Annotated in this window: 20 protein-coding genes; 14 read left to right on the top strand and 6 right to left on the bottom strand. The window is 53.0% G+C overall.

All coding sequences use genetic code 11. The annotated features are described in order from the left end of the window. The first annotated feature begins 34 nt into the window (after positions 1-34). From bamA to HC248_RS10790, 12 genes are all read left to right on the top strand, one after another. Positions 35-2,335: an outer membrane protein assembly factor BamA gene (gene bamA, locus HC248_RS10845; protein WP_168922486.1), complete on the top strand. Its 2,301-nt coding sequence runs from the start codon at positions 35-37 to the stop codon at positions 2,333-2,335. Further along, the gene (locus tag HC248_RS10840; RefSeq protein ID WP_168922485.1) at positions 2,335-2,847 is read left to right on the top strand and encodes an OmpH/Skp family outer membrane protein; all 513 of its coding nucleotides are present in this window, start codon (positions 2,335-2,337) and stop codon (positions 2,845-2,847) included. Before bamA ends, HC248_RS10840 begins: the two co-directional genes overlap by 1 nt. 48 nt (positions 2,848-2,895) lie before the next feature. Then, complete coding sequence (gene lpxD, locus HC248_RS10835) at positions 2,896-3,942, top strand: UDP-3-O-(3-hydroxymyristoyl)glucosamine N-acyltransferase (protein ID WP_420372019.1); 1,047 nt, start codon at positions 2,896-2,898, stop codon at positions 3,940-3,942. Continuing rightward, entirely contained in the window at positions 3,939-4,379 is a 441-nt protein-coding gene (fabZ, locus tag HC248_RS10830; RefSeq protein WP_168922484.1) for a 3-hydroxyacyl-ACP dehydratase FabZ, read from the top strand. The genes lpxD and fabZ overlap by 4 nt, the downstream gene beginning before the upstream one ends. Before the next feature lie 16 nt (positions 4,380-4,395). After that, positions 4,396-5,208 carry an acyl-ACP--UDP-N-acetylglucosamine O-acyltransferase gene (gene lpxA, locus HC248_RS10825; RefSeq protein WP_168922483.1) on the top strand — a complete coding sequence of 271 codons (813 nt, stop codon included), beginning with the start codon at positions 4,396-4,398 and terminating at the stop codon, positions 5,206-5,208. A gap of 19 nt (positions 5,209-5,227) precedes the next feature. Beyond that, a complete protein-coding gene (lpxB, locus tag HC248_RS10820; RefSeq protein WP_272953611.1) occupies positions 5,228-6,424 on the top strand; it encodes a lipid-A-disaccharide synthase in 1,197 nt (398 codons plus the stop codon). Next, positions 6,396-7,016, top strand: a complete 621-nt coding sequence (gene rnhB / locus HC248_RS10815; protein WP_168922482.1) for a ribonuclease HII — start codon at positions 6,396-6,398, stop codon at positions 7,014-7,016. The genes lpxB and rnhB overlap by 29 nt, the downstream gene beginning before the upstream one ends. After that, positions 7,013-7,795: a TrmH family RNA methyltransferase gene (locus tag HC248_RS10810; RefSeq protein WP_168922481.1), complete on the top strand. Its 783-nt coding sequence runs from the start codon at positions 7,013-7,015 to the stop codon at positions 7,793-7,795. Before rnhB ends, HC248_RS10810 begins: the two co-directional genes overlap by 4 nt. Positions 7,796-7,989: 194 nt before the next feature. Further along, positions 7,990-9,171: a glutamine-hydrolyzing carbamoyl-phosphate synthase small subunit gene (gene carA, locus HC248_RS10805; RefSeq protein ID WP_168922480.1), complete on the top strand. Its 1,182-nt coding sequence runs from the start codon at positions 7,990-7,992 to the stop codon at positions 9,169-9,171. A 168-nt stretch (positions 9,172-9,339) separates the two neighbouring features. Beyond that, the gene (carB, locus tag HC248_RS10800; protein ID WP_168922479.1) at positions 9,340-12,570 is read left to right on the top strand and encodes a carbamoyl-phosphate synthase large subunit; all 3,231 of its coding nucleotides are present in this window, start codon (positions 9,340-9,342) and stop codon (positions 12,568-12,570) included. 138 nt (positions 12,571-12,708) lie between these two features. Then, positions 12,709-13,185, top strand: coding sequence for a transcription elongation factor GreA (greA, locus tag HC248_RS10795; RefSeq protein ID WP_168922478.1), 477 nt, complete (start codon positions 12,709-12,711; stop codon positions 13,183-13,185). Positions 13,186-13,191: 6 nt separating this feature from the next. Then, a complete protein-coding gene (locus HC248_RS10790; protein WP_168922477.1) occupies positions 13,192-13,623 on the top strand; it encodes a DUF4149 domain-containing protein in 432 nt (143 codons plus the stop codon). A 48-nt stretch (positions 13,624-13,671) separates the two neighbouring features. Here HC248_RS10790 and HC248_RS10785 read toward each other — a convergent pair whose 3' ends face one another. From HC248_RS10785 to HC248_RS10760, 6 genes are all read right to left on the bottom strand, one after another. Next, positions 13,672-14,118, bottom strand: coding sequence for a DUF1850 domain-containing protein (locus HC248_RS10785; protein WP_168922476.1), 447 nt, complete (start codon positions 14,116-14,118; stop codon positions 13,672-13,674). Positions 14,119-14,130: 12 nt separating this feature from the next. Beyond that, positions 14,131-16,161: a TRAP transporter permease gene (locus HC248_RS10780; RefSeq protein WP_168922475.1), complete on the bottom strand. Its 2,031-nt coding sequence runs from the start codon at positions 16,159-16,161 to the stop codon at positions 14,131-14,133. Between the two features lie 125 nt (positions 16,162-16,286). Further along, a complete protein-coding gene (locus tag HC248_RS10775) occupies positions 16,287-17,246 on the bottom strand; it encodes a TAXI family TRAP transporter solute-binding subunit (RefSeq protein ID WP_168922474.1) in 960 nt (319 codons plus the stop codon). Between the two features lie 337 nt (positions 17,247-17,583). Further along, positions 17,584-18,429 carry a bifunctional methylenetetrahydrofolate dehydrogenase/methenyltetrahydrofolate cyclohydrolase FolD gene (gene folD / locus HC248_RS10770; RefSeq protein WP_168922473.1) on the bottom strand — a complete coding sequence of 282 codons (846 nt, stop codon included), beginning with the start codon at positions 18,427-18,429 and terminating at the stop codon, positions 17,584-17,586. A 112-nt stretch (positions 18,430-18,541) separates the two neighbouring features. Beyond that, the gene (locus tag HC248_RS10765) at positions 18,542-19,168 is read right to left on the bottom strand and encodes a response regulator transcription factor (RefSeq protein ID WP_168922472.1); all 627 of its coding nucleotides are present in this window, start codon (positions 19,166-19,168) and stop codon (positions 18,542-18,544) included. 46 nt (positions 19,169-19,214) lie between these two features. Further along, positions 19,215-21,773 (bottom strand): PAS domain S-box protein, encoded by a 2,559-nt coding sequence (locus HC248_RS10760; protein ID WP_168922471.1) that lies wholly within the window; start codon positions 21,771-21,773, stop codon positions 19,215-19,217. 298 nt (positions 21,774-22,071) lie between these two features. Between HC248_RS10760 and aceE the strand changes: the two genes are divergently transcribed. Both aceE and aceF read left to right on the top strand, forming a co-directional pair. Next, positions 22,072-24,813 carry a pyruvate dehydrogenase (acetyl-transferring), homodimeric type gene (aceE, locus tag HC248_RS10755; protein WP_238342604.1) on the top strand — a complete coding sequence of 914 codons (2,742 nt, stop codon included), beginning with the start codon at positions 22,072-22,074 and terminating at the stop codon, positions 24,811-24,813. A 78-nt stretch (positions 24,814-24,891) separates the two neighbouring features. Further along, positions 24,892-26,604: a dihydrolipoyllysine-residue acetyltransferase gene (gene aceF, locus HC248_RS10750; RefSeq protein WP_168922470.1), complete on the top strand. Its 1,713-nt coding sequence runs from the start codon at positions 24,892-24,894 to the stop codon at positions 26,602-26,604. Positions 26,605-26,640: the final 36 nt, after the last annotated feature.

The following is a 26,640-nucleotide window of genomic DNA, read 5'->3' as shown; positions in this document are numbered from 1 at the left end:
ATCGACCGCCCAAGCGGTCACTCTAAAAGATTTCATGCGTAATAAATTTAACCGTTTCCAGCTCAAAACTTTCTCTGTTATTGCCGCGAGCTTGCTACTGGCACAGTCCGCATGGGCATTGGATCCTTTCACCTTGCGCGATATCCGCGTCGAAGGTTTGCAACGTGTGGAACCCGGCACTATTTTTGCTTCGCTGCCCTTTCGGATTGGTGATGCATACAGTGACGACAAGGCCAGCACCGCCATTCGTTCATTGTTTAGCTTGGGTTTGTTCAAAGATGTGCGCCTCGAAGTCAAAGGCGACGTGCTGGTCGTGATCGTCGAAGAGCGTCCAACCGTGGCCGATGTTGAGTTCGTCGGCACTAAAGAGTTTGACAAAGACGTACTGAAAAAAGCCTTGCGTGAAATCGGTCTGACCGACGGCCAGCCGTTTGACAAGTCCCTAGCCGATAAGGCTGAGCAAGAACTCAAACGCCAATACATCAACCGCAGCATGTATGGCGCGGTGATTGTCATCACCGTCACGCCGATAGAGCGTAATCGTGTGAACCTGACTTTTAGCGTCACCGAAGGTGATGTCGCTAAGATTAAAGAAATACGCGTAGTCGGTAACAAAGTCTTTACCCAGTCAACACTGCGTAATTTGTTCGACCTTGATACTGCCGGCTGGATGACTTGGTATACCAAGTCTGACCGTTACTCACGCGCCAAGCTCAATGCCGACATCGAAAGCATGCGCTCTTACTATCTTTCGCGTGGCTATCTTGAGTTCAAGGTGGACTCAACCCAAGTGGCGATCTCGCCAGATAAGCAAGATGTCACTATCACCCTAAACATCACTGAGGGTGAGCGCTTCACCGTCTCTGGCATCAAGCTAAACGGTAACTATCTCAACCGCGAAGATGAGTTCAAATCACTAGTGACCATCAAGCCGGGCGAAGGCTATAACGCCGACACCGTGGCTGAGACGATTAAGGCCTTTACAGAGTACTACGGTACCTTTGGCTTTGCGTTTGCCAGAGTCGATGCAACGCCTGAAATTGACCGTGCAAATAACCTCGTTTCCTTTACCTTGCAGGGTGACCCGTCACGCCGCGCTTATGTGCGCCGTATCAACCTGAGCGGCAACAACCGCACGCGTGACGAAGTCGTGCGCCGCGAGTTTCGCCAGTTTGAATCTTCATGGTATGACGGTGACAAAATCCGTTTGTCTCGCGACCGTCTTGACCGACTCGGCTTTTTTACCGAAGTTGGCATTGAAACCAGCGAAGTGACAGGCACACCTGATCAGGTTGATTTGAACGTCAATCTGGCTGAAAAGCCGACGGGTAATTTGCAACTCGGTGCAGGTTTCTCAACTGCCGATAGTGTTTCGTTGACCTTTGGAATACGCCAAGAAAACGTGTTCGGCACAGGTAACTATTTGGGTATTGAAGTGAACACCAGCCGAGCTAACCGTCAGCTGGTAATTAGCACCATTGACCCTTACTTCACGGCCGATGGTATTTCGCGTGCGATCGATGTTTACCAGCGCACCAACCGTCCTCTAGACGGTCAGGGTGGTGACTACGGTCTGCGCACAACCGGCGCAAGCATTCGCTTTGGTGTGCCGTTTACCGAAACCGACACGGTTTATTTCGGTTCTGGCTTTGAGCAACTAACCATTCAACCAGGCTCTAACCCGCTGCCTGTGACCTATGCGGATTACGCCCGCCAGTTTGGTTTTACCAGTACCTCTATACCGCTTACCGTGGGTTGGACGCGTGACAACCGTGACAGCGCATTGGTGCCAACCCGTGGCCGCTATCAGCGTGTGTATGGCGACTGGGGTATCGCTGGCGATGCACGCTTTTTGCGTGCTAGCTACCAGATCCAGCAATACATTCCCTTGAATAAACAATACACAGTTGCGCTTAATGGCGAACTAGGTTGGGGTAAGGGACTGAACGGACGACCTTTTCCAGTGTTTAAGAATTCTTACTCCGGTGGTCTGGGTTCGGTGCGTGGTTTTCAGCAGGGCTCGCTTGGCCCGCGTGATTCCAGTGATTTAGCTGTGGGCGGACCGAAAAAAATCACGCTTAATGCCGAGTTGATTGCGCCGTTCCCCGGCACTGGTAATGACCGCACGCTGCGCATATTTACGTTTGTTGACGCTGGCAATGTGTTCGCTGAAAGCAGCCCTTATCGCTTCAATGATTTACGTGCTTCGTTCGGTGTGGGTCTAAGCTGGATTTCTCCTATCGGTCCGCTGCGACTGGCAATCGCCAACCCAATACGCAAAAAAGTCGGCGATAGAACTGAACGGCTTCAATTTCAAATTGGTACATCTTTCTAATGAAGAAACTCACTCGTCAATTTATTCTTGGCTCACTGCTGGTATTGGCTGGCCTGCAAGCCCATGCGCAAGAGCTCAAGATTGGTATCGTCAATCTGGATCGTATTTTTCGCGAAGCCAATACTGCCAAGTCGGCTCAAGTCAAACTTGAGCAAGAGTTTAGTAAGCGTGAAAAAGAGCTCAACGAAATCGGTAGCCAACTCAAGACTGCTTCCGATAAGTTCGAGCGCGACGCGCCCACGCTAGCCGAGAGTCAGCGCAATTCGCGCCAGAAAACTTTGGTCGACCAAGACCGTGAATTCCAACGCAAGCGCCGCGAATTCCAAGAAGACCTCAATGCCCGCAAAAACGAAGAGTTGCAGCAAGTTATTGAGCGCGCTAACAAGGTGGTCAAAAGCTTGGCTGAAACTGAAAAATACGACTTGATCGTGCAAGAAGCGGTGTATGTCAATCCTAAGTTCGACGTGACCGACAAGGTCATCAAACTGCTGAATGCCAGCAACGGCAAATAATCTCGGCGCTCACGTTGTAGGTATAGCGTGGCGCTGACTCTGGCCGACATGGTCGGCTTTCTTTTGCCCGAAATGTCGGTGCGCTTGGTCGGTGACCCTGAGATGCTTATCGAGCGGCTTGCGCCGCTTGAACATGCTAAAGCCGGTGAGCTTAGTTTTTTAAGTCATCCCAAATACGCACCCAAGCTTGCGACTTCAGAGGCCGGCTGTGTGATCGTCTCACCAGCCGCTCAAGCGGCGGCGCAATTGCGCGGCGCTTGCCTTGTCGTGGATGATCCCTACTACTGTTTTGCGCGCCTCACACAATTTTGGAAGCGCTCGCATCAGCTGCTCGCGCCAGCCGTCATCCATCACTTAGCATGCATAGACCCTTTAGCCCAAATTGCAACCGGCGTTTCTGTCGCTGCATTTGTTTGCATTGGCCCAGGCGCACGTATTGCGAGCGGTGCGCGTATCGCCGAGCATTGCGTGATTGGAGCGAATGCCTCGGTGGGCGTTGATAGTCGACTGTCGGCGCGCGTCACGTTGGCAGACGGCTGCAGCATTGGCGAGCGCTGCATCATCCACCCCGGCGTTGTGATTGGTGCGGACGGCTTTGGTTTTGCGCAGCACCAAGGCCACTGGGAAAAAATCGAACAACTAGGCGCAGTCCGAATTGGTAACGATGTCGAGATAGGCGCAAACAGCTGCATTGACCGCGGCGCGCTTCAAGACACCGTGATCGAAGACGGCGTCAAGTTAGATAACTTAGTTCAGATTGGCCATAACGTACATGTCGGCAAACACACGGCCATGGCCGGTTGTGCCGGCGTTGCCGGTAGCGCGCGGATTGGCGCGCACTGCACGATTGGCGGCGGCGCGGTGGTTCTGGGTCATTTGACGCTGGCTGACAATGTGCATGTGTCAGCCGCTTCGGTGGTCACACGATCTATTTTTAAGCCGGGAATGTACACCGGCTTCTTTCCCATAGACGACAATGCGGCCTGGGAAAAAAATGCAGTCACACTTAAGCAACTGCACAAATTGCGCGACCGGCTCCGCTTGGTCGAAAAATCCTCGCTGCATAGCACCGAAAATAAAGTAAAAAAATCATGATGGATATTCACCAAATTCTCAAGCAGCTCCCGCACCGCTTTCCTTTTCTGCTGGTCGATAGAGTGCTTGAAATTGAAAAAGGCGTGCGCATTAAGGCGCTGAAAAATGTCACGATTAATGAGCCGTTTTTCGTCGGCCATTTTCCCCATCATCCCGTCATGCCGGGTGTGTTGATGCTCGAAGCCATGGCGCAAGCGGCGGCTTTGTTGGCCTTTGACACCTTGGGTTCTGCACCTGATGACAAAACCGTTTACTACTTTGCCGGTATCGATGGTGCGCGCTTTAAGCGTCCGGTCGAACCCGGTGACCAGCTCATCATGGACGTGACACTAGACCGCATGAAGTCTGGCGTCTTTAAGTTCACCGGTAAGTGCAGCGTAGACGGTGCGCTGGTCTGTGAAGCGCAACTGATGTGCACCATGCGCAGCATTGCCTAAGGTCGGTGAAATCTAGATGAGTCACAGCGAAAGCCATCCCGGCATACATCCCACGGCCATCGTTGATCCGCAAGCCCAAATTGACGCCAGTGTCAGCATAGGCGCTTACAGCGTGATCGGGCCCAACGTCAAGATTGGACCCGGTACGCGGGTTGGGCCGCACTGCGTGATCGAGGGCCACACCACGATTGGTGCGGATAACCATATTTTTCAGTTCAATTCACTGGGTGCCATACCGCAGGATAAAAAATATGCCGGCGAGCCGTGCGAATTGATCATCGGTAACCGCAACACGATTCGCGAGTTTTGCACCTTTAATATCGGCTCACCAAGCGCTGGCGGTGTGACGCGGCTGGGCGACGATAACTGGATCATGGCCTATGTGCATTTGGCGCATGACTGCTTGGTCGGTAACCACACAATTTTCGCTAACAACTCACAACTCGCCGGCCATGTAGAAGTCGGCGACTGGGTGATATTGGGCGGCTTTACTGTCGTCCACCAGTACGTGCGTATGGGCGCGCACAGCATGACGGCCATGTGCTCTTTGCTGTTTGCCGATCTGCCACCGTTTGTGATGTCGCAAGGTCAGCCAGCGCAGGCGCGCACCATGAATTTTGAAGGTCTAAAGCGGCGCGGTTTCTCGGCTGAACGGCTGGCGGCTGTCAAAGCCATGCACAAGGCCTTGTACCGTGAAGATCTCACACTGGATCAGGCAAACAGCAAGATTGCTGAGTTAGTGCAAAAATTCCCGCAAGCCGATGCTGATGTAATGATGATGACGGCATTTTTGTCGCAAACTTCACCGCAGCGCGGCATAGTGCGCTAATTTATCAAGACAATAAACCATGCTCTCCGCGCCGTCTGTGCCGGCCCGTACTGCGGACCGATTGCCTGCTCCCCCCACCCTAGCAATGGTCGCCGGCGAAACCTCGGGCGACTTGTTGGCTGGTATTTTGTTAGATGGCTTGACTCACCGCTGGCCAACGCTTGACAGCCACGGCATTGGCGGTGCGCAAATGGCGGCGCGCGGTTTTGAGGCTTGGTGGCCGAGTGAGAAACTGGCGGTGCGTGGTTATGTAGAAGTGCTGCGCCACTACCGCGAAATTGTTGGCATACGTGAACAACTTTTAGCCCGTTTACTGGCGCAAAAACCCGACATATTTATTGGTGTAGATGCGCCCGATTTCAATCTTGACCTTGAAGCATCGCTTAAAAGCCAAGGCGTTAAAACCGTTCATTTCGTCAGCCCATCGGTATGGGCTTGGCGCGCTGATCGGGTAGAAAAAATCCGCCGTAGCGTTGATCATGTGCTGTGTATATTTCCGTTTGAGCCGGCATTGCTGGCTAAGCACGGTATTGCCGCAACTTATGTGGGCCATCCGCTAGCCGGCGTTATTGCGTTGCAGCCGGATAAACAGGCGGCGCGTGACAAGCTGGGTCTTGCCAGTACGGATACCGTGATTGCGATTTTGCCTGGCTCGCGTCAGTCCGAAATTGCGTATTTGGCGCGGCGCTTTTTTGAAGCTGCAGCGCTGCTGCATAAGACGCGGCCAGACATTAAGTTCGTCGTGCCAGCCATCCCCGCGCTGTTGGCACAAATCACGCAGGCAGCTATTGATGCTGGCATGCTGGGCGCGCTGCAAATTATTCAGGGCCAGTCGCATACGGTATTGGCCGCTTGTGATGTGACCTTGATTGCCAGCGGCACGGCAACCCTTGAGGCCGCACTTTTCAAACGCCCGATGGTGATTGCTTACCGCATGAATTGGCTGTCTTGGCAGATCATGAAGCGAAAAAAACTCCAGCCTTGGGTCGGCCTGCCCAATATACTCTGCGAGGATTTTGTAGTGCCTGAATTTCTGCAAGACGATGCTACAGCCGATGCGCTGGCGCAAGCCTTGTTGGAATGGGTAAACGCTAAAACCGACGCACCCGAAAAAATAGCCGCTGTTGAACAGCGCTTTGGCGCGCTGCATGCTTTGCTGCTGCGCGATACTACTAAATTGGCAAGTGATGCTATCGAAACAATTCTTCTTGGGTGAACAAACCCTTCTTTGCTGGGATATTCCCGGCGCTTTGATGGCCGGCGTTGACGAGGCCGGACGTGGCCCGCTCATGGGTCCAGTGGTGGCTGCGGCCGTCATCCTCGATGACAGAAACCCGATTGTCGGCTTGGCTGACTCGAAAAAATTAACCGCACCCAAACGCGAAAAGCTTTATGACGAAATCGTCTCCCGCTCGCTCTGCTTTTGTATAGCACAGGCCAGCGTTGAGGAAATCGATAGGCTGAACATTCTCAAAGCGACCATGCTGGCTATGAAGCGCGCTGTCGAAGGCCTGCGTCTGAAACCCCAAAAAGTATTGGTTGACGGCAATCGATTGCCTTTGCTGGCGATACTTTCTGAAGCGATTGTCAAAGGCGATTCGCTGATACCGGCAATATCTGCGGCGTCCATATTGGCCAAGGTACACCGCGATCGTTGGTGCACTGATGTCGACTTGCAATACCCGCAATACGGTTTTGCGATTCACAAAGGTTATGGCACGGCCGTGCATTTGGCTGCGCTGCGCGAACACGGTGCTTGCCCTGAACACAGACGCACTTTTGCGCCGGTCGCGCAGGTGTTGAAATGACAGATTTTTCTACGCCGCTGACGCACATCAGCTCGCGCGACAATCCGCTGATTAAAGATCTTCGCCGGCTCTCGCAAGACAGCGCGGCTTATCGCAAGCAGGGCAAGGTCTGGCTGGAAGGCGACCATTTGTGCCGCGCCGCTTTAGCCAAAGGTCTTAAACCCGAACTAGCCATTTTTTCAGAATCGTTTTGGCCACAAGCACCGCGTGAGTGGACGCTGTGCGCAGCTAAAAACATAGTCATTACTGATGCCTTGTTGCCCGAAATCAGCGGCCTAGAGTCGCCGGCGCGCATGGGTTTTGTGATGGCTTTGCCAGAGTCTGCCTTGCTCAACCCAAACGCGCCCAGTCTGATTCTTGACCGCGTGCAAGACGCTGGCAATGTAGGCAGTATGCTGCGCAGCGCCGCGGCGTTTGGCTTTGCCCAAGTCATTGCGCTCAAAGGCACGGCAGCACTGTGGTCGCCCAAGGTTTTGCGCGCCGGCATGGGCGCTCACTTTGCGCTGAAACTGATCGAAGGTGCGGCGCCAGCAGACCTTGCAGCGCTGGCGATGCCGATACTCGTGACCAGCTCCCACATGGGGCAATTTGTGCATCAGCAGACCTTGCCTTGGCCTTGCGCTTGGGCCATGGGTCACGAAGGGCAGGGCGTCGGTGATGCGCTAATGGCTCTGTCAAGTGTGAAGGTGAGGATTGACCAGCCAGGTGGTGAAGAATCGCTGAATGTGGCTGCGGCTGCAGCAATTTGTCTTTTTGCCAGCGCCAGTACGCAAAAATGAGCGTGCTAACCAGTCTTTTTTGGGCCACCAGCACGCTATAATCGGAGGCTTTTCAAACACAGCTTCGCCCAAGCGCACCCAAAGCAAACCCCCCTCACAAAGCAATTTGCAAGACGTCAAATACGCCTCATCAGCCTTAAAAGACGATCTTGTGCAAACTTGGGCGAACCGTAACTTCATATCGGGAGATCCCAGTGCTTCTGTCTCTACAGGGAATTTCAGGACCTAAGCCGCATGCTATCTTGGCGCTTGCCGATGGCACGGTTTTTATCGGTCAATCTATTGGCGCTGCCGGCTCCACCACCGGCGAGGTGGTCTTTAATACCGCCATGTCTGGTTATCAGGAAATCCTCACCGATCCTAGCTACTGCCAGCAAATCGTCACACTCACCTACCCACATATCGGTAACTACGGCGTTAGCGCCGAAGACGTCGAAGCTGGGAAGATTCACGCCGCCGGACTGATCATCAAAGATCTGCCCTTAATAGCGTCTAACTTTCGCAGCGACATGAGCTTGTCCGAGTATTTGATCCAGCAATCCACGGTCGCCATTGCCGGCATAGACACGCGCCAGCTCACACGTTTGCTGCGCACCCATGGTGCGCAAAACGGCTGCATTATGGCGCTGGCTGTTGGTGAAGAAATCAGCCAAGGCGTAATTGATAAAGCTGTCGCTGCTGCACGCCAGGCGCCTAGCATGGCTGGCTTGGACTTAGCCCGCGTTGTCTCCAGTGAACATGCGTATGAGTGGACGCAGACAGAGTGGAAATTCGGCTCTGGTTACGGCATTCAAATCACGCCGCGCTTTCATGTCGTGGCCTATGACTTCGGCGTGAAGAAAAATATCTTGCGCATGATTGCTGAGCGCGGTGCCCGCATCACGGTAGTGCCAGCGCAAACGCCAGCTGCCGATGTGCTCAAACTCAAACCCGACGGCATTTTCTTGGCCAACGGCCCGGGCGATCCACAGCCATGCGATTACGCCATTGCTGCGGCACGTGAATTAATTGAAACCGGCATACCTACTTTTGGTATTTGCTTGGGTCATCAAATCATGGCGTTGGCCAGCGGTGCAAAAACTTTCAAGATGAAGTTTGGCCACCACGGCGCCAACCATCCGGTGAAAGATTTAGACAACGGCCGTGTCAGCATCACCAGTCAGAATCACGGTTTTGCAGTTGATGAGAAAAGTCTACCGGCTAATTTACGAGCCACGCATGTGAGTTTGTTTGACGGCACGCTGCAAGGCTTGGCGCGTACTGATAAGCCAGCGTTTTGCTTTCAAGGTCACCCCGAGGCATCACCTGGGCCGCACGACATATCGTATTTGTTTGACCGTTTCACTGCCCTTATGGAGACGGCACGAGCCAACTAGACTTTTACCAGTTTGCTTGGTCATTCGGTCTTTCCCGCGTCACGGTGGTTTTGCGCATCTGCCTTGCGCCACAGCCAGTATTTAAGAAATTAGCAGCGCTTAGGCAGGAAGGGAAGGGCGGCCCATCCTGCAACGCTGCACAACAAAACGTAGATTGAAGCGAACTAAATGCCAAAACGTACAGACATTAAATCGGTTCTCATCATAGGCGCCGGCCCCATCATCATTGGTCAAGCTTGTGAGTTTGATTACTCCGGCGTGCAAGCTTGCAAGGCTTTGCGCGAAGAAGGCTACAAGGTCATTTTGATCAATAGCAATCCGGCCACCATCATGACCGATCCGGCGACTGCCGATGTGACGTATATCGAGCCGATTACTTGGCAGACGGTTGAAAAAATCATCGCCAAAGAACGGCCAGACGCGATTTTGCCGACCATGGGCGGACAGACGGCGCTCAATTGCGCTCTCGATTTGTGGCACAACGGCGTGCTGGAAAAATACAAGGTCGAACTGATTGGTGCCAAGCCAGAGGCCATAGACAAGGCGGAAGACCGGCTCAAATTCAAAGACGCCATGACCAAAATTGGTCTGGGCTCTGCGCGTTCCGGCATTGCCCACACCATGGACGAAGCGTGGGTAGTACAAAAAACCTTGGGTTTCCCGACGGTGATTCGTCCAAGCTTTACGCTGGGCGGCACTGGCGGCGGTATCGCTTACAACCCAGAAGAGTTCGAGATTATTTGTAAGCGCGGACTCGAAGCGTCGCCGACCAAAGAGTTGTTGATTGAAGAGTCGCTCTTGGGCTGGAAAGAGTATGAGATGGAAGTCGTGCGCGACACGGCAGACAACTGCATCATCGTCTGCTCAATCGAAAACCTTGACCCCATGGGCGTGCACACCGGCGACTCGATTACTGTCGCACCAGCGCAGACTTTGAGCGACAAGGAATACCAAATTCTGCGCAACGCATCGCTGGCTGTGCTGCGTGAAATTGGTGTTGATACGGGCGGCTCCAACGTGCAGTTTTCGATTAATCCAGAAGACGGCCGTATGGTCGTGATCGAGATGAATCCACGTGTTTCGCGCTCATCAGCGCTAGCCTCTAAAGCCACCGGTTTCCCGATTGCTAAAGTCGCCGCCAAACTGGCGATTGGCTACACGCTAGACGAGTTGCGCAACGAAATCACCGGTGGCGCAACCCCAGTGAGTTTCGAGCCCAGCATTGATTACGTGGTCACCAAAATACCGCGTTTTGCGTTTGAGAAATTTCCCACCGCAGACTCACGTTTGACGACACAGATGAAGTCCGTTGGCGAAGTCATGGCCATGGGCCGTACCTTCCAAGAATCCTTTCAGAAAGCCTTGCGTGGTCTGGAAGTTGGCGTGGACGGTATGAACGAAAAAACCCAAGACCGCGAAGTATTGGAAAAAGAATTAGGCGCACCCGGCCCAGACCGCATCTGGTACGTGGGTGACGCATTTGCCATGGGTTTGTCGGTTGACGAAGTGTTTGCACTGACCAAGATTGACCCGTGGTTTTTGGTGCAGATCGAGCAGATCGTGAAGATTGAACTCGAACTCGAAACCACGACGCTGGACGCGATTGACGCCGCCACGCTGCGCGCGCTCAAGCAAAAAGGATTTTCTGACAGGCGTTTGGCCAAGCAACTTCACACCACTGATACGGCTATTCGTGAAAAGCGTTTGGCGCTTGGCGTGCGTCCAGTCTATAAGCGGGTTGATACTTGCGCGGCTGAGTTTGCAACTAACACCGCCTACCTGTATTCGACCTACGAGGCCGAAGGCAGTGAGTGCGAAGCCATGCCAACTGACAAGAAAAAAATCATGGTGCTGGGCGGCGGCCCGAACCGTATTGGTCAAGGCATTGAGTTTGATTACTGCTGCGTGCATGCTGCTTTGGCGCTGCGTGAAGACGGTTATGAAACGATTATGGTCAACTGCAATCCAGAAACCGTGTCGACTGACTACGACACCAGCGACCGTTTGTATTTCGAGCCACTGACACTGGAAGACGTGCTTGAAATTGTCGATAAAGAAAAGCCTTATGGCGTGATCGTGCAATACGGTGGTCAGACACCTTTGAAATTGGCGTTGGATTTAGAAGCCAATGGCGTACCGATAGTTGGCACCACACCCGACATGATTGACGCGGCTGAAGACCGTGAGCGTTTCCAAAAACTGCTGCACGAACTCAAGCTGCGTCAGCCGCCAAATGCCACAGCTCGCACCGAACCAGAAGCGCTTGAAAAAGCCGCAGCTCTGGGCTATCCCTTAGTCGTTCGCCCTAGTTATGTGCTGGGCGGACGAGCCATGGAAATCGTCCACGAGCAACGTGACCTTGAGCGCTATATGCGCGAAGCGGTCAAGGTCAGCCATGACTCGCCGGTTCTGTTAGACCGGTTTTTGAACGACGCGATTGAATGCGATGTCGACTGCATCCGTGACTCTGTTGGCGCAACCTTTATTGGCGGCGTGATGGAACACATTGAGCAGGCCGGCGTGCACAGCGGCGACTCGGCGTGCTCCTTGCCGCCGTATTCACTGAGCGCTGAGACGATCACAGAAATCAAGCGCCAAACCTCAGCTATGGCTGCGGCTTTGAATGTGGTGGGCTTGATGAATGTGCAGTTTGCGATTCAGCATATCGACGGCTTAGATGTGATTTACGTGCTCGAAGTTAACCCGCGTGCGTCGCGCACCGTGCCATTCGTGAGCAAGGCCACTGGCATTCAATTGGCCAAGGTTGCGGCACGTTGCATGGTCGGTCAGACACTGGCTGAACAAGGCATCACGAAAGAAGTCACGCCGCCTTATTTCAGCGTGAAAGAAGCGGTTTTCCCGTTCGTGAAATTCCCCGGCGTTGACACTATTCTCGGCCCCGAGATGAAGTCCACCGGCGAGGTCATGGGTGTGGGTAAAACTTTTGGCGAAGCCTTTGTCAAGTCACAGTTGGGCGCTGGTACCAAGCTTCCCACATCAGGCAAGGTTTTTCTCACCGTTAAAAACAACGACAAGTTGCGTGCGGTGGAAGTGGCGCGTGCGCTGAGTGCGATGAAGTTTGAACTGGTTGCAACCAAGGGAACGGCCGCTGCAATTACCGCTGCTGGAATCGCTTGCGCTGTGGTTAACAAGGTCACAGAAGGCCGACCACATGTGGTTGATATGATCAAAAGCAATGAGATTGCTTTGGTGATAAACACTGTCGAAGAGCGGCGTAATGCGATTGCTGACTCACGTCAGATTCGTACCTCAGCACTGCTGGCAAGGGTGACCACCTTCACCACTATTGCCGGCGCAGAAGCGGCGGTAGAAGGCATGAAGTATCTTGATAATTTAGGTATTATTTCCGTGCAAGAAATGCACGCACAGCTGGTTTAAGCAAGATTGTCAGAGTCGGTTTTTTCCGGCTTGGCAATGCATTAAACTTGAAGCTATAGACACTTTTAATTAAAGCGTGGATCAAAAGCGCCGCCGCCAGGTCACTGGTGGCGGTTTCGCTTTTTAAGGAGCAATAACATGGCAACAATTCCTATTACTAAAATCGGCTCGGAAAAACTCAAAGCCGAACTGCACAAGCTCAAGACGGTAGAACGGCCGTGGGTTATCAACGCTATTTCTGAAGCTCGCGCACAGGGCGACCTGAGTGAGAACGCAGAATACGAAGCGGCCAAAGACAGACAAGGTTTTGTCGAAGGTCGGATTCAGGAAATTGAGGGCAAACTCTCAGTCGCCCTGATCATTGATCCGACGGCTATGGACGCTGGCGGTAAAGTTGTTTTTGGCTCGACCATAGAGCTGCAAGACGAAGACACTGGCGATAAGGTGACTTACCAAATTGTTGGCGAGGACGAGGCCGATATTAAGCAAGGCCGCGTCAATATCGGCTCACCGATTGCCCGCGCCTTGATTGGCAAAGACGAAGGCGATGTCGCTGAAGTGCTGGCGCCAGGCGGCATCAAGCGCTACGAGATCATTGCAGTGATGTACGTCTAAACCGCAATGAAACGTCACCGTTTCGGCGTCATGGTTGCAGCCCTTTGGTGGGGCAGCCTGACAGCGCTTGGTTTTGTGATTGTGCCCATGCTGTTCACGCATCTGGCGACTCCGCAGATCGCTGGCGCCATGGCGGCCAAACTGTTCACGGCTCAGACTTGGCTTAGCACTGCTTGCGCCATGTTGCTGTTTATGGTGTTCAACAAAGGTGGGCAAGATGCGCCGTCTTTGTACATGCGCGGTACGATTAAGTTCATCCTCGCTGGTTTGTTGCTGACGCTATTGGTGGAGTTTGGAATCGCCCCGCGGATTCTTAGCGCGCGTGCTGATGGCGGTGATTTACGCCTTTGGCACGGCCTTGGCAGCGCCATGTATTTTGGTCAGTGGATTTGCGCTGGTTTTTCGCTCTGGCGTTTGAGTTTGCGCCCGGCTGATTGATTCCTTCAGCGCATGATTTTTAAAGCGACTTTTCCCTAGCGCTCATTTTTATTCACGCTTGTTCTCATCGAGCGCTTGACTCTGGCTGCAGGCGCGCACCAGAGTTACTCCACCGTCAGAGGCCATAAGTGCCGACATGGGCTGGCAACTGCCGCGCATACACCACTCATAATCCGCCGTGAAAAATGAACGTGATAAACGCAACTCGGCGGGCTCATGGATGGTCGGCTGGTACTCATACCAACCGTTTTTTAGCTTGGCGTCCGCCGGTGGCTCCATGCCGGCAGCCGATCCTTTAATTCGTGCCGCCACGGCTTTGAGTGTTGGCTTGCTGCCCGGTGACGTAGGAAGCACTGCGTAATCTTCTTCCCAACGCACTTTTTCAATCGAATGAATCCATGCCAGCGTGAAGTGTTCAACCGGCACAAACACCTGATTGCCGGCGCTAAGACCGGCCGCTGTTACCAGCGACAGGCAAACGCCACTCAAGCCCATGTCTGCCTTAGCTTAAGCCGCACGGATGCTGCCGTTGCGTAACCCACGGGTACGCCAGAGATGCCAGATTATGAAAGCGGCAACCGCGACCAAACCAATTTCATCTGTCAGCGGTACTGCAGCCACCAAGAAGCTCGCCGCGACGATAGCAAAAATACGCTCAAACCAATTGATTCGGCCGAACAAAAAGCCAATCGCACCAGCGCCCCACATAGAGATTGCCAGCAAGGCTTTAAACACCACATAAGTGGTGTCCATCCAATCACCGCCTTGCAGCATCAATGCCGGGCTGTAGACCGCCATAAATGGCACGACAAAGCCAGCAATGGCCACCCGCATGGCTTGAAAACTAATCTTCAGACCAGACTCCCGCGCGATAGGTGCGGCCGCAAAAGCGGCTAATGCTACCGGCGGTGTCAGGTCGGCCATGATGCCGAAATAAAACACAAACATATGAGACACCACTAGCGGCACGCCTAGCTCTAACAAAATCGGTGCTGCCAGCGAGCTGGTAATGATGTAGTTAGGAATCGTCGGTATGCCCATGCCCAGCACTAAGCAGGTCACCATGGTCAGCAGCAGCGCTAAAAACAAACTTTTCTCGCCAACTGCAATGATGTGTCCGCCCAGTTCTGCGGCGACACCAGTCAGGTTAATCACGCCAATAATGACGCCGACTAAGGCGCAAGCAATCGCTACTGGCAACGCATGACGCGCGCCGTTAACCAAGGCTTGTACTGCCAATTCGCGGGCATCGCCGCCGGTTTTACGGATGTAGGTCAGCGCGACCAGCAAGGCGGCGATGACGAAAAAGACACCTACGCCAAACTCGAAAAAACCGGCGCAGGCAAAACCCAGCAAAACCCAGAACAGTATGCGTAGACCCATGCCTTTAACGCCAGTCAGCACCGCTGCGCCAAAGATCAAAATAACCGTCAGACCTAAGCCAACGGTGCCGGAGAACAAGGGCGTGTAACCGGAGAACAGCAAGCCCACCAAGCCAATCAGGGGCAGCAGTAAAAACCAGCGCTCGCGCACTGCTGTCCAAGGATTCGGGCATTCCTCTTTTGACAGACCGAGCAGTCCTTTGCGGCCAGCCTCTAAGTGAACCATCCAAAAGGCGGTGACGAAGTACAAAATCGCCGGTATTAAAGCTGCCTTGCAAATCTCGATATATGGCACGTTAATCGTCTCTGACATGATGAAGGCCACAGCCCCCATCACCGGCGGCATGATTTGTCCGCCCATGCTGGCCGTCGCCTCAACTCCGCCCGCGAACGCTGGGCTGTAGCCAAAGCGCTTCATGAGTGGAATGGTGAATTGTCCGGTGGTGACCACATTGGCCACGCCAGAACCGTTGATAGTGCCCATCAGTCCAGACGAGATCACCGCTACTTTTGCCGGGCCGCCACGTGTGTGGCCCACAGTGCCAAGCGCAAAATCGTTGAACAGCTTAATCATGCCGGCTTGCTCAAGAAAAGCGCCAAACAAGATGAATAGAAAAATATACGAGGACGAGACATAGGTCGGCGTGCCGTAAATGCCCTCAGTGCCAAAGCTTAGCGTGCCGACGATTTGGTCTAAACCGTAGCCGCGATGCGCCATGACGGCTGGTAAGTACTCGCCAAACATGCCGTAGGCCAAAAATGTGCCGCAAACAATCGGCAAGCCCCAGCCCATGATGCGCCGCGCCGCTTCAAAAACCAGAGCGATTGTGACCGCGCCAATCACCCAGTCGTTGCGGGTTAACTCACCTGCTCTGAGAGTCAGCTCGGCCTCGAAATACCAGTGGTAAAAGGCAAATGCAAAACCTGTCAGACCGAGTAACCAACCCAAAATAGGCGCACCCGTGCTGTTGCTGCGAAAGTGAGGTTTAAGTGCAAACACCATGAGCAGCACAAAGCCCACATGGATGGCGCGCACTACTTGACTCGACAGTGGGCTAAAGGCCGCTGTCCAAAGCTGGAAACTGGAAAACGCCAATGCGATCCAGAAAAGTACGCCCCACTTGGGCATTGCTGGACTTGTGTCGTGGTCGCTCATGAAAACCTTTTAAAGCGGATATGAAATCTCGGGCTTGTTTTTACAGCTTAAAAACAAGAGCGGCCCCAATAGTTTTTGGGGCCGTTTTATTTTGCGTACGGGCTAGTTCTCCGTGCGTTAAGTCTTTACTTTAAAAGACCGACTTCTTTGTAGTAACGCGCAGCGCCTGGGTGCAATGGCACTGGCATACCGACTAAGGCGTTCTCAAGCTTGATGGCTTTGGCCGCATTGTGCGCTGCATACAAAGTGCCGATGTTGTCGTACATGGTCTTGGTCATTTGGTAGGCCAATTCGTTAGACACGCCGGAGTGGGTGATGAGGAAGTTTGGAATCGCTGCGGTTGAGACATCCACGGTTTGACCGGCGTAAGTGTTGGCAGGAATAAACGACGGCTGGTAAGCCGGGCTTCCCACACGTTTGATGACATCAGCCGGAATGGCAACCACCACAATCGTGACCGATGTGGCCAAGTCGCGAATCGACGCGACGCCCAAGCCGGCCGATTGAAGTGTGGCATCCAGTTGGCGGTTTTTCATTAACTCGACCGATTCACCAAACGGCAGATATTCCACTTTTGACATGTCTTTGTACGACAGTCCTGCGGCTTTAAAAATGGCGCGCGCATTGAGCTCTGTGCCAGATTTGGCGGCACCGACAGATATACGTTTGCCTTTCAGGTCAGCCAGCGTTTTGATGCCGGAGTCGGCAGAGGCGATGATTTGAATGTAATTGTTGTAAGTGCCCGATATGCCGCGCAACTTGGTCAATGGCTTGTCAAAGCCGGCTTCGGCATTGCCGGTGTAGGCATCGGTAACTGAGTCGGCCAGAGAAATGGCAAGCTCGCCGCGGCCAGCTTGCAGCAAGTTAAGGTTTTCAGCCGATGCACGTGTGACCTGTGCAGTGGCTCGTACATTGGGAATTTCTTTGGCGTAAATTTGCGTCAGGGCAACGCCAATCGGGTAGTAAACACCGCTTTGGCCGCCGGTAAGAATATTGAGAAATTGCTGCTTTTGAGCCAGTGCTGTGCCGGTCACTAAAACAGCGCCAAGACTCAGAGCCAATCCTACTTTTTGAAATAAGCGCATGTGATCTCCCTCTTTCTTTTTGAAGTTATCTGTCAGTAAAAAGCAATGCACAACAATTGCAAGAGAGGATAGATTTGCTGTCGAAAATCTCTTAGTTTTTATTGATAAATCCTAGGGTTTTCCCTTGAAATTCATCTTAAATTGTTGTTTTCTGCTTGTTTGTTACTCACTATAACTGTCACCTGTTCGATTGTTTGTTATCTGCTTGTTGGAAGCAATTAATTACAAATCGATTGGCTTGAAAGATCGATTAAAAAAATCAACTTTAACGGCGCTATATTTAAAGTAATTTTTTAGTTTTTTTCAGCGTTTTTAAAAGTTTAAAACTTAAATTTATTTAGCTTTTTTCAGCTGCTTCCAACGTGTTCACCAGCAGCATGGTAATGGTCATAGGTCCGACGCCGCCCGGCACTGGCGTGATGTAGCCGGCAACACTAGACACACCATCAAAGTCCACATCGCCGCACAGCTTGCCGCTGTCATCGCGGTTCATGCCTACGTCAATGACAACCGCACCGGGCTTGACCATGTCAGCTGTCAGTACGTTGCGTTTGCCAACGGCCGCTACGATGACATCGGCCTGCAGTGTCATGGCTTTGAGATTTTTTGTGCCGCTGTGGCAGATCGTGACGGTGGCGTTTTTTTGCAGCAGCATCAGCGCCATGGGTTTGCCGACAATATTGCTGCGACCAATCACCACCGCATGTTTTCCGTTTAAATCGTAGCCAATGCTGTCCAACATTTTCATGCAGCCATAAGGCGTGCAAGGCCAAAAGCCGGGCTGACCGACCATTAATGCACCGGCGCTAGCGACATGAAAGCCGTCCACGTCTTTGGCTGGTGCAATCGCTTCAATCACTTTTTGTGCGTCAATATGCGGCGGTAGTGGTAGCTGCACCAATACGCCGTGAATGCTGGGGTCTTGGTTGAGCGCATCAATGCGCGCGAGTAAATCAGCCTGACTCATGTCGGCATCGTATTTCTCTAATACCGAATAAAGGCCGCTGTCTTCGCAGGCTTTGACTTTGTTGCGCACATAAACTTGGCTGGCTGGGCTTTCGCCGACCAGTATCACGGCTAAGCCGGGAATAATGCCGCGTACGCGCAATGCTTGGGCGCGCTCTGCGACTTCGCTGCGCAGTTGTTTGGAAAGGGCTGTGCCGTCTATGCGTTGTGCTGTCATGGTTTTGCTTTTAGAAATTAAAAACGCCCGCTGAGGGTTAAATCAGGGGCGCGGGTGGCTGTCAAAGTTTTAGCTTTTACAGCAGTGTTTTTATGGTGCTTAAGCTCAGCGCTTAGACCTTGGTGGGGTTTGAACCCAAGGCGATTTTAAGCAGGTCGGCCACCGTGTTGGCGTTGAGTTTTTCCATGATGTTGGCGCGGTGCGCCTCTACCGTTTTAATACTGATGGCCAAGTCGTCGGCGATTTGTTTATTTAAGCGTCCGGCCACAATTCGCTCTAACACTTGGGCTTCGCGTGAGGTCAGTTTGGCTAGCAATGCGTCTCGGCTGGCGGACTGTTGGTGCTCGCTAAAAGCGTCTTTGGCAAGCTCTAACATGCGCTCGACGATATTAAGCAAAGCGCTTTCTTCGAAGGGTTTTTGGATGAAATCCATCGCGCCTTTTTTCATCGTGTCCACGGCCATAGGTACATCGCCGTGACCGGTGATGAAAACGATTGGCAGGGGAGACTTTCTCTCAACCAAGCGGTCTTGCAACTCTAAACCTGTCATGCCGCCCATACGGATGTCAACGATGAGGCACGCGACTTCTCTTGCGTCGTAGCGACTTAAGAATGTCTCTGCTGAGTCGTAGCAGCGCACTCGGTAATCCTTGCCTTCGAGCAACCATTGCAATGAATCGCGCACACCCTCGTCGTCATCGACGACATAGACAGTACCTTTTTTTGGGATCAAACTCATGCAAAACTTTCTATGGAACTTTTAGGAACGCGTTATTGTTTTTATTTCAGGCCAGGTTTTCATCTGTTGATGCTGGCGGCCCAAACATGGGGTTGACAGGAATCCAGAAGGTAAACCGGCATCCCACGATCTCTTCACCATTGTAGAGGTTCTCCGCTTCCAGCCTTCCGTTGTGTGACTCTATGATGCTGCGGCATAGTTTTAGTCCTATACCCATGCCTTCTGCTTTAGTCGAATAAAAGGCTTCGTAGAGGCGGCTTTTGACTTCTGGTGTGAAGCCATTTCCAGTGTCTATGACTGAAAATTCAACTACTTTTTGACCGTCAATATTTTTCGGTCCAACGCGCAATTCGACATTGCGCCGCGCCGTCGGCATGTCCGCCATGGCAATCGATTCAGCCGCATTTTTCATCAGGTTAATCAGCACCTGCTCAATTAAAATCGGGTCCACCATCACCGTTGGTAAGCGCGCTGCGATGTAGTGGCTTAGGCGAACGTTGTGTCGGCGCAGTTCTATCTCGGCCAGCTCTACCGCATTGTTGGTGATCACAATGATTTCTGCCAAGCTGCGGTTGGGCTCGCTGCGTTTGACAAAGGCGCGTATGCGTTGAATGATTTGTGCCGCCCGACTTGCTTGGCGCGCTGTTTTTTCCAAGGCCATTAATAAGTCTTCGTTATTAATTTGTTGGCTTTTAATGCGCGAAACCATGCCATTGCAATAGTTGGTGATAGCGGTGAGTGGCTGGTTTAATTCATGTGCCACGCTAGAAGCCATCTCGCCCATAGTGATGAGTCTGCTGGCGGTTTGCGCACGCTCGTTTTGCTGTGCGGCTTGCTCTTCGGCCTGACGGCGCGGTGTGATGTCGGTGGCGATCACCATTTGTGCCAGTCGGCCGTCTACCCAAGTGAGGTAGCGGGAGCGTACTTCCAACCATTTGGCTAGCTCTGGCACATAGATTTCTGCATTTTCACTGACCGCGGCCGTGAGCGTGTCAGTTGGAAAGCCGGCCAAGGCATCGACCGCATCGAGCTCATCATCGGTAGGACGGCTTGCCGGTCGGCCAGCTTGTGCGATTAAGTTGATGTGGCCAGAGACCTCAGCGCCAAACCAGGACCGGTAAAGCTTGTTCGCGAAGAGTAGTTCAGAGCCGCCCAGCGGTGCGACTGAGACGGCGGCATCCAGACTTTCCAGCACGGTGGTGAAACGCTCGTAGGAGGCGGTGAGTTCTTCGCGCACGCGCTTGGGCTCGCTGATGTCCGTCATGGAAGTCATCCAGCCAGTTTGTTGGCCGCGCGGATCTATCAAGGGTGAGACATACATGCGGGCATCGAAAACTTCACCACCTTTGCGTTTGACTCTGACCTCAAAGCCCGCGAGCGGCGTGCGGCCATGCAGTTCGTCGTCTAGCCGCGAGCTGAGGTTTTCGATCTCGGCTTCAGGCCAATGCGGGAACGGCGCGGTGCAGCCTACTAACTCTGATTCGCTCAATCCCGTCATCTGGCAAAACGCTGGGTTGACGTAAGTGATACGGCCTTGCAGGTCTAATGCACGCATGCCGGTGAGCATAGAGTTTTCCATGGCGCGACGAAAGTTGGTCTCAGACACCAGTGCTTGTTGGGCCTGCATGCGACGCCGGGTGTGGCGCCAGTTACCCAGCAGCATCCAGACGGTAAGCGCGCTCAGTGCACTCACCAGCCAGAAAAATCCGCTGCCAATCACACCGAGTGAGGCGCGGTAGCCTTGTGCACGTATCAGTAAACCGTTGCCTACCGGCGAGACTGGAACTTCGTATTCTGCTGCCGCATCAGTCCACGGCAACAAGCGCGCAGCTTTGTTGCGCGGCGGTGGCTTTATGCCGGCAAGCATATTGTTTTGGTCGTCCATGAGTGCCACGGCATAGCGAGCGGAAACCTCGGTCGGCACGCCAAAGCGCAGCATGTTGTCAATTGAGTATTCGCTCAAAATCACACCGCTAAACTTTCCCTGCGAATTGAGTGGAATGAGTAGTCCCAGCGTGGCCGCATTAAAACTGCTGCTGAAGGCGTTTAAAGGACGTGAATAAACGGGTTGGCGCAAGTCTTTGGCCAACTCATAAGCGTCCTCAGTTTCACCATCTTTTAATAACTCGCCAGTTGCGCGTAGTAAGTTGAAATTAACGCTAGATGAGACAAAAGATGTTTTGACGCGGCGATTCGCGTCTATCCAGCTCACAGATAGAAGCTCGGGATATTGGTTAATCAGTGCTGCGGCCTGCTGTTGAAACTCGCTCTCGTCTAGCTCATTGTTGGCGATGTCGCGGCCGATTCGCATCAGCTGCTCTTGGCGTTCTAGTAGCCTGAGTCTTAGGCGTTGCTGGGCGTATTCGACATCGCGTTTTACCGCTTGTTGTTCGCGGTCTATTTCTTCAAGCCGCAAATAAGCAAAAGCGGCCACCACAGCCGCAAGAAAAAGTATCACTGCCAATAACGGACCCAGCGTGACAAAGCGGTCTTGGCGCGAGGGTGACTGCCGGCGCCACCAGTGTCTCCAAGTGTTAGTGTCAGTGGTGTTTTCAGAAGGTGTAGGCGCTGTAGGTGCCGCGCTTTTAGGGACTTGATTTGACATGTTCAGCGCTAGTGTACTGAGTTCTTTTTAGGCTTAAAAAACTCAGCGTCTGTCTGTTTTGAAAAAGTTGCTTCAGATGCAGAAGTATTTAAAAATTGTGCTGATATTTCGCATTGCGAAATGATTAGGCATAATTTGAAATATTACAAATAGTATGGCAAACTCCTAAATTGATTCTGAAATGCGGCTACAAACGAAGTAGTTGCTATTGAGCAGAAACAAAAATTGCGCTGCCGTTGTTCGACCAAATGAATGCTGAGCGCGACCCAGAATTAGTTAACTAGCAGGAGACAAAAATATGGCTTTTACCCCTGGTAATGCGGGTTCCGACAATCTAGCGTCAAGCGTGAACAATACGCCTGGCGAAACGGCCCCGGACAAAGATACACAAGAAACGCGCGAGTGGATGGACGCACTGTCCGCCGTGATCGAGAGCGAAGGCCCAGAGCGAGCCCACTTTTTGCTTGAACAATTGCTAGAGCACGCGCGTCAAAAAAGCATAGACATGCCTTTTTCGGCCACCACTGGCTACGTCAACACCATAGAGGTTGATCAAGAAGAACGCTCACCCGGCAACCTCGCCATTGAAGAGCGTCTGCGCGCCTACATGCGCTGGAACGCCATGGCCATGGTGGTCAAAGCGAATCGTCTGCATCCTGCTGACGGCGGCGACCTGGGTGGTCACATCGGCTCTTTTGCTTCACTTGCCAGTTTGTTTGGCGCCGGTTTCAACCATTTCTGGCATGCCGAGAGCGAAGGCCACGGCGGTGACTGCCTCTACATTCAAGGCCATGTCTCACCCGGCGTTTATGCCCGTGCCTACCTTGAAGGCCGTTTGACGGAAGAGCAATTGCTGAACTTCCGCCAAGAAGTTGATGGCAACGGTTTATCCAGCTACCCGCACCCCAAACTCATGCCCGAGTTTTGGCAGTTCCCCACCGTCTCCATGGGCCTTGGCCCATTGATGGCGATTTACCAAGCGCGCTTTTTAAAGTATCTGCACGCACGCGGCATTGCTAACACCGAGAACCGCAAGGTCTGGGTTTTCTGCGGTGACGGCGAGATGGACGAAGTCGAATCCATGGGCGCTATCGGTCTAGCAGCGCGCGAAAAGTTAGATAACTTGGTATTCGTGATCAACTGCAACTTGCAGCGTTTAGACGGTCCAGTGCGCGGCAACGGCAAAATTGTTCAAGAGTTAGAAGGCGAATTTCGCGGTGCTGGCTGGAACGTGATCAAGCTGCTTTGGGGCAATGGTTGGGACCCACTGTTAGCGCGTGACAAAGACGGCGCACTGCGCAAAGTCATGATGGATACCTTGGACGGCGATTACCAAGCCATGAAGGCGAATGACGGCGCTTATGTGCGCAAGCACTTCTTTGGCCAGAATCCGAAGACGTTGGAGATGGTCTCCAAAATGAGCGACGACGACATCTTTAATCTGCGTCGCGGTGGTCACGATTCGCAAAAAGTTTATGCCGCTTTCCATTCGGCGGTCAAACACGTTGGTCAACCCACCGTCCTGCTGATCAAGACCGTCAAAGGCTTTGGCATGGGCAAGATGGGCGAGGGCAAAAACAATGTGCACCAGACCAAAAAACTCGCCGACGAAGACGTTAAAGCCTTCCGCGACCGCTTTAACATTCCTATCCCAGACAGCCAATTAGCGGATATTCCTTTTTACAAGCCGGCTGACGACACGCCAGAGATGAAGTATCTGCATGAGCGCCGCAAAGCGCTGGGCGGTTATTTGCCACACCGCCGCACCAAGGCCGATGAGAGCTTTACCGTGCCGGACTTGGCGATCTTCAAATCAGTCATGGAGCCAACTGCCGAAGGCCGCGAAATCTCCACCACTCAAGCCTATGTGCGCTTTTTGACGCAGTTGCTGCGCGACCAAGCCTTGGGCCCACGTGTTGTGCCAATTTTGGTCGATGAAGCCAGAACTTTTGGTATGGAAGGCTTGTTCCGCCAAATCGGTATTTACAACCCTGATGGTCAAAAATACACGCCGGTCGATAAAGACCAGGTGATGTATTACAAGGAAGACAAAAAGGGTCAGATTCTGCAAGAAGGCATTAACGAGGCCGGCGGCATGAGCAGCTGGATTGCGGCTGCGACTTCTTACAGCACCAACAACCGCATCATGATTCCGTTTTACGTCTACTACTCGATGTTCGGATTTCAGCGCGTCGGTGACTTGGCTTGGGCTGCTGGCGACATGCAAGCCCGTGGCTTCTTGCTAGGCGGCACCTCTGGCCGTACCACGCTGAACGGCGAAGGCTTGCAACATGAAGACGGTCACAGCCACATCATGGCCGGCACGATTCCTAACTGCATTAGCTACGACCCGACCTTTGCCCACGAAGTCGGCGTGATCTTGCACCACGGCCTCAAGCGCATGGTGGAAAAGCAAGACAACGTGTATTTCTACATCACGCTGCTCAACGAGAACTATCCTATGCCGGGTTTGACGCCTGGCACGGAAGATCAAATCATCAAAGGCATGTATTTGTGCAAAGCCGGCCCTAAGCTTGCGCCGCAGGTTCAGTTGCTAGGTTCTGGCACTATTTTGCGCGAGTCGATTGCTGCGCAAGAATTGCTAGAAAAAGACTGGGGCGTTGCCGCCAATGTCTGGAGCTGCCCAAGCTTTAACGAGTTAGCCAGAGACGGCCAAGACGCCGAACGCTGGAGCCTGCTGCATCCGCTAGAAGCTGCACGCGTTCCGTTCGTCGGCCAGCAGCTTGAAAAGCATACCGGTCCGGTGGTGGCATCGACTGATTACATGAAGGCTTATGCTGAGCAAATTCGTGCCTACATTCCAAAAGGCCGGGCTTATAAAGTGCTGGGCACCGACGGTTTTGGCCGCAGCGATTTCCGCAGCAAGCTGCGTGAGCACTTTGAGATCAACCGCCATTACATCGTTGTGGCAGCCCTCAAAGCACTCAGCGAAGAAGGCACGCTGCCAGTTGCAAAAGTAGCCGAAGCGATAGCCAAGTACGGCATTCAAGCCGACAAAATCAACCCTTTGCACGCGTAATTTAACGCCCGAGCGGTTTTATTCAGATCAGGGCCGCTGCTGTTGCACGGCCCTGTTTACGAAATGATTGGAAAAAATATGGCCACCATTGAAATTCAGGTTCCGGACATTGGCGACTTTGATGAAGTCACCGTCATAGAGTTATTGGTCAAGCCCGGCGATAGCATCACGGTCGACCAATCCTTGCTCACCGTTGAGTCCGACAAGGCCTCCATGGAAATTCCTTCCAGCCATGCCGGCGTGGTCAAGGAATTGCGTGTCAAGCTCGATGACAAGGTCAAGCAAGGCTCGATAGTTTTAACGCTTGATGTGGAAGAGGACAGTGCTGCTGTTGCAGCGCCAACTGCCGCCGAAACCCAAGCTGCGCCCGCCGCAGCTACACCTGCCGTAGCTACACCGGCTGCAGCACCTGCCGCTGCCGCTACACCTGCGGCCACATCTGCCACGACTCAAATCATTGAGGTCATGGTTCCGGACATTGGTGACTTCAAAGACGTCAGCGTGATTGAAGTGCTGGTTAAAGCTGGCGACACCATTAAGGTTGAGCAATCACTCATCACGGTTGAGTCAGACAAAGCCTCGATGGAGATTCCCTCTTCAAGCGCTGGTTTGCTCAAAGAGCTCAAAGTCAAGCTCGGCGATGTCATCAATATTGGTGATCTGCTGGCCTTGATCGAAGCTGCTGCGCCTGTTGCGGCTGTAGTTGCTGCTACGCCTGCTGCACCCGCTGCACCTGAAGCGAAAGCCGCACCCGCTGCTACTGCCTCGGCCCCGGCCGCCGCACCCGCTGCAAAAGCCAGCGTCAGCGCGTCAGAGCCCGTCCACAACCCAAACATTGCACCCACCGGCAGCTTGCCGCATGCATCGCCTTCGGTTCGTAAATTCGCCCGTGAATTAGGCGTGCCGCTGGCAGAACTGACTGGCAAGGGCCCCAAAGGCCGCATCACACTGGACGATGTGCAAGCCTTTAGTAAATCTGTGATGGCCGGCGATACGCGTACCCAAGCACAGGTCAGCAAAACACCAGCCGCTAGCGCAGCCTCAGGCAATGGTGTGGGTTTGGATTTGCTGGCTTGGCCAAAAGTCGATTTCACCAAATTTGGCGAAGTCGAGCGTAAGGATATGTCGCGCATCAAAAAGATCAGCGGCTCGAATCTGCACCGCAATTGGGTGATGATTCCGCACGTCGTCAACCATGACGATGCCGACATCACCGAACTGGAAAACTTCCGCTTGATGATGAATAAAGAAAATGAAAAGTCGGGTGCCAAAATCACCATGCTGGCATTTTTGATTAAAGCTTCGGTTGCCGCATTGAAGAAGTTTCCAGACTTCAACGCCTCACTCGATGGCGACCAATTGGTACTGAAAAAATACTTCAACATCGCGTTTGCAGCCGACACGCCTAACGGCTTGGTCGTGCCAGTGATTAAAGATGCGGATAAAAAAGGCATTGTGCAAATCTCCGCCGAGATGGGCGAGTTAGCCAAAAAAGCCCGTGACGGCAAACTCGGTCCCGCCGACATGCAGGGCGCGTGCTTTACGATTTCTTCGCTAGGTGGTATTGGTGGGCGCTATTTCACGCCCATCATCAACGCCCCTGAAGTGGCAATTTTGGGTGTCTGCAAAAGCCAGATGCAACCGGTTTGGGACGGCAAGGCGTTTGAGCCGCGCCTGATATTGCCGCTGTCACTGAGCTGGGATCACCGCGTGATTGACGGCGCCATGGCTGCGCGTTTTAACGCCTATCTCGGTCAGATACTCGCCGACTTCCGCCGCGTTCTGCTGTGATGTTTGTGCGGCCGCGAGCCGGTCGCCGCCATTGCA

The sequence above is a fragment of the Polaromonas vacuolata genome (assembly GCF_012584515.1).
GTDB classification, from domain to species: domain Bacteria; phylum Pseudomonadota; class Gammaproteobacteria; order Burkholderiales; family Burkholderiaceae_C; genus Polaromonas; species Polaromonas vacuolata.
The sequence above is the reverse complement of the archived record's forward strand: the minus strand, read 5'-3'. Positions and strand labels throughout refer to the sequence as shown.